Genomic DNA, 3,657 nt, shown 5'->3' with positions numbered 1-3,657 from the left:
AAAAAGGTGGCGCGGCTGGCAGGATTCGAACCCACGACCCCTTGGTTCGTAGCCAAGTACTCTATCCAACTGAGCTACAGCCGCACGCAAAAACAAAATACTACTACTTTGAACTGAAAGGGCCTTCGGTTCGGAAGGCCCTCGAAAAAGGTGGCGCGGCTGGCAGGATTCGAACCCACGACCCCTTGGTTCGTAGCCAAGTACTCTATCCAACTGAGCTACAGCCGCACGCAGAAGCGGAAGTATAGCAGAGTCGCATAAAAAGGGAAGCCTTATCCGCAAAATATGTCGCACGATATTGTGCGGCCGCCTTCGTGTACCCTTGAAGCATCGATCATCCAGATTTTGAATCCGCATCATGAACAAGGCGTTTGTCAAAGAGTCGGACGGCGACGACGACGATCTCGACCCGAGTCAACCCGCGATCCCGGCGGGCACGAAGAACTACATCACGCCGGCCGGCTACAAGCGGCTCAGGGACGAGCTCCTGAACCTGATCGACGTCGAGCGTCCCGAAGTCGTGCGCCTCGTGTCGTGGGCCGCGTCGAACGGCGACCGGTCGGAGAACGGCGATTACATCTACGGCAAGCGGCGGCTGCGCGAGATCGACCGCCGGATCCGCTTCCTGACGAAGCGGCTCGATCTCGCCGAAGTTGTCGATGCGAGCCGGCAGGAGAACGTCGACCAGGTGTTCTTCGGCGCGACCGTCGACTATGCGACGCCGGACGGCGAGGATCACACCATCACGATCGTCGGGATCGACGAGGTCGATCTCGATCACGGTTGCGTCAGCTGGATTTCGCCGGTCGCGCGGGCGCTCATCAAGGCGAAGATCGGCGATACCGTCACGCTGATGACGCCGGCCGGTCCGCAGCCGATCGACGTGCTCGACGTTCGCTATCCTGCACCGGGCAACGCGTGAGCACGAAGCGACGCATCCGCGCCACGCCGCGCTGAAACGAACAAGCGCCCCGGGGCGGGGCGCTTCGTCATGACGGTGCCGGTCGAACGGCCGGGGCCAATCGTATCGCTCAGAAGCGGTGGCGCATGCCGGCCGTGACGGCGATCTGCTTGTTCGTCGACGACGCGGCGCCGAGTCCGTTGATGTTCGCGCCGATCGCCAGCCCATTGGTATTGACCCGCTGGTATTCGCTCTGCAAGTACAGGTCCGTGCGCTTCGACAGCGCATAGTCGGCCTGCAGGTTGAACTGGTGCCAGCTGGGCGTCTGGCCATCGAGACGGCTGTCGGTGTACGTGTACGAGCCCGCGAGCGAGAACGCCGGCGTCAGCGCGTAGCGGCCGTTCACCTCGTAATTGTTGAAGCGCGTGCCGCCGGTGAGCGGGATGCCGCTCGACACGCCGGACTGCCCGGCGCTGATCCCGGCGGAATTGGTCAGGCGTGTCTGCGTGAACACGAAACCGGCCGTCGCGGGCCCGAACGTGTAGTTCAGGCCTGCGCCCCAGGTGCGCTGCCGGCTGGCTGCGAAGGTCCAGTCGCCGGCCACCGCGCCGGGGTCGGTGGCCGCGAGCGCCAGCGCGTTGATGTTGTTGTTGAGCTGCATGTACGCGGCCGCGACGTTGAAACCCATGTAGCTGTACGACGCGCCGACGCTATAGGCGCGATTGTTCGCGAAACCGGTGGAGTTCGAGAAGCCGTACAGCCCGCCGAACTTCAGGCCGCCGTAGTTCGCGCTTTGGTACTTGACCGAGTTGTTGATCCGGAACGAGTTGTTCAGGTTGTCGTTGTCGAACGGGTGCGCGAACTGCGTGCCGCCGTACTGGGTGCCGGTGAGGGACAGCGGGCCGAGGAAGTCGACGATGCTGTCGTACTGGCGGCCGAGCGTGAGCGAGCCGTAGCTTTCGTGCGCGAGCCCGACGAACGCCTGGCGACCGAACTCGCGGCCGTTCTGCTTCAGTGAACCGTTGTTGATGCCGAAGCCGTTTTCCAGCGTGAAGATCGCCTTCAGTCCGCCCCCGAGATCCTCGGTGCCGCGCAGGCCCCAGCGGCTGCCGTTGATCGAGCCGCTCGTCTCCTGCCACGCGCTGTGACCATGCTGGTTGTTCGTGTAGGTGATGCCGGCATCGATCAGGCCGTACAGCGTGACGCTGCTTTGCGCATGGGCGGCGCTGGCAGCCGCGCCCGCCAATGCGGCGACGATCAGGGTCTTTTTCATGATCTGTCTCCAAACAGGATGATGTCGATCGAACCTGCTGCGGGCATCGGCGGCGTCGCGGGTCGGCGACGCCGTGCGCGTGGGGCGCGGCACCCTCGTCGGAAAACCATTTGCAGTGTACGGATCGGTCCGGGCGTGGAAGAAAACCGCTTCCTGCAATACTGTATTTTGAATCCCGCAAAAAATAGGTGCATGCGCGCAGAGCCACGGCCATCAAGACTTTGCGGCGGCGCAGCAGGCGCAAATGCTACTCAGGACTGCGTACGAGGCGTTGCGCGATCGCGACAGGCGCTCAGTGGCAGGCGAGGGTTGGCCTAGCGCGATTATTGACACATCGGCAATAGAGGTTTGTGTGGAGCATGGATAATGAAAGGATGTTCTCTCGCTATACTGCGATCTCTGCTTTCCGAAGCAGACTTTTTCGTTGACGGAAAAGATCTCCAAACCTTTGTCGGCGCGACTTCCCAGTCGCGCTTTTTTTTGCCCGGTCTTCCCGATCCCTACTGCATGTACGAGCGCCGCTTGCGCTTGGCGGCCGGCGGCGGATCGTCGGCTTCGGCTTGCAGCGGCGTATACGTCCAGTCTTCCATCACGTAGTGACGGGCGTCCAGCGGCGACGCCAGCAGGTTCTGCCAATGATCGCCGTGCCAGTTCGGATCGAACTCGGTATCGCACGGCGCTTCACGCGGCTCGGCCAGCGCGCGGGACTTGCGGCGTGCGCGTGCGAGCCGGCTCGCGAAGCGCTTGATTCCGTCCAGCCACATGACCCTTCTCCTTCCATTGCTTGGCACCAGCATCGCAACGTCCCCCGCTTTTCGCAACCCGAAAAAACCCGAGGATTTTACCGACCCGATTTTTCCCGGTAGGTTTTTCACTGCATTGATTATTGGGGATCCGATCCCGGTAATATTGACAGGTTTTTGATGCGAATCAATTAATAAAAGAGGTTGGTGTACCGATTCCAATGGTATTGACGTTTTTTTGATAAAGAAAACGCCAAAAATTTTCTTGACGCACCCGGATTGTCCAATTTATAAAGTGAGCACTCCGTCCCCGGGCGGAGCGCTGGGGGTGGGTATCGGCGCGCCGTTGCGGGATTTCGGGAGGCGGCTATATCAGTAGCTTTTTTGATCTAAACCAGTGGGGAAGAAAGGTATGGATACCGGTATCGTAAAATGGTTTAACGATGCTAAAGGTTTCGGCTTTATTACGTCAGACAACGGCGGTGAAGATTTGTTCGCGCACTTTTCCGAAATCCGGATGGACGGCTTCAAAACGCTGAAGGAAAACCAGCGCGTTTCCTTTGAGGTGAAACTTGGGCCGAAAGGCAAGCAGGCAGCGAATATCCAGGCGGTCTGACGCGCCACGCACTGCCGATCACGTCCGGCCCCCGCATCGCGGGGGCTTTTTGCTTGTGCGCCCAGCATGGGCGCACTCCTGCGGGTGCAAGTCCCGCCATAAGCTGGTCACAGCGAATGAAGTG

Annotated in this window: 4 protein-coding genes and 2 tRNA genes; 2 read left to right on the top strand and 4 right to left on the bottom strand. The window is 60.6% G+C overall.

Features of this window, described 5'->3' with window-relative positions; genetic code table 11:
• Positions 1 to 7 precede the first annotated feature (7 nt).
• Together SB786_RS35375 and SB786_RS35370 are read right to left on the bottom strand one after the other, a co-directional pair.
• A tRNA-Arg gene (locus tag SB786_RS35375) sits at positions 8 to 84 on the bottom strand.
• A 67-nt stretch (positions 85 to 151) separates the two neighbouring features.
• Positions 152 to 228, bottom strand: a tRNA-Arg gene (locus SB786_RS35370).
• A 130-nt stretch (positions 229 to 358) separates the two neighbouring features.
• Here SB786_RS35370 and greB point away from each other — a divergent pair.
• Entirely contained in the window at positions 359 to 922 is a 564-nt protein-coding gene (gene greB, locus SB786_RS35365) for a transcription elongation factor GreB (RefSeq protein ID WP_410731461.1), read from the top strand.
• A 109-nt stretch (positions 923 to 1,031) separates the two neighbouring features.
• Here greB and SB786_RS35360 read toward each other — a convergent pair whose 3' ends face one another.
• Both SB786_RS35360 and SB786_RS35355 read right to left on the bottom strand, forming a co-directional pair.
• Complete coding sequence (locus SB786_RS35360) at positions 1,032 to 2,174, bottom strand: porin (protein WP_410731460.1); 1,143 nt, start codon at positions 2,172 to 2,174, stop codon at positions 1,032 to 1,034.
• Positions 2,175 to 2,674: 500 nt separating this feature from the next.
• Positions 2,675 to 2,938, bottom strand: a complete 264-nt coding sequence (locus tag SB786_RS35355) for a hypothetical protein (RefSeq protein WP_410731458.1) — start codon at positions 2,936 to 2,938, stop codon at positions 2,675 to 2,677.
• Positions 2,939 to 3,329: 391 nt separating this feature from the next.
• On the opposite strand from SB786_RS35355, the gene SB786_RS35350 reads away from it, so the two are divergent.
• Positions 3,330 to 3,533 (top strand): cold-shock protein, encoded by a 204-nt coding sequence (locus SB786_RS35350; RefSeq protein WP_006750857.1) that lies wholly within the window; start codon positions 3,330 to 3,332, stop codon positions 3,531 to 3,533.
• Positions 3,534 to 3,657 lie beyond the last annotated feature (124 nt).

It is taken from the genome of Burkholderia sp. SIMBA_062, assembly GCF_046534765.1.
GTDB lineage: Bacteria > Pseudomonadota > Gammaproteobacteria > Burkholderiales > Burkholderiaceae > Burkholderia > Burkholderia ambifaria.
The sequence above is the reverse complement of the archived record's forward strand: the minus strand, read 5'-3'. Positions and strand labels throughout refer to the sequence as shown.

What these genes read in the sequence shown, in the direction of transcription:
- greB (WP_410731461.1), top strand. Translation starts at nt 359, where the DNA reads ATGAACAAGGCGTTTGTCAAAGAGTCGGACGGCGACGACGACGATCTC.
- SB786_RS35360 (WP_410731460.1), bottom strand. Translation starts at nt 2,174, where the DNA reads ATGAAAAAGACCCTGATCGTCGCCGCATTGGCGGGCGCGGCTGCCAGC.
- SB786_RS35355 (WP_410731458.1), bottom strand. Translation starts at nt 2,938, where the DNA reads ATGTGGCTGGACGGAATCAAGCGCTTCGCGAGCCGGCTCGCACGCGCA.
- SB786_RS35350 (WP_006750857.1), top strand. Translation starts at nt 3,330, where the DNA reads ATGGATACCGGTATCGTAAAATGGTTTAACGATGCTAAAGGTTTCGGC.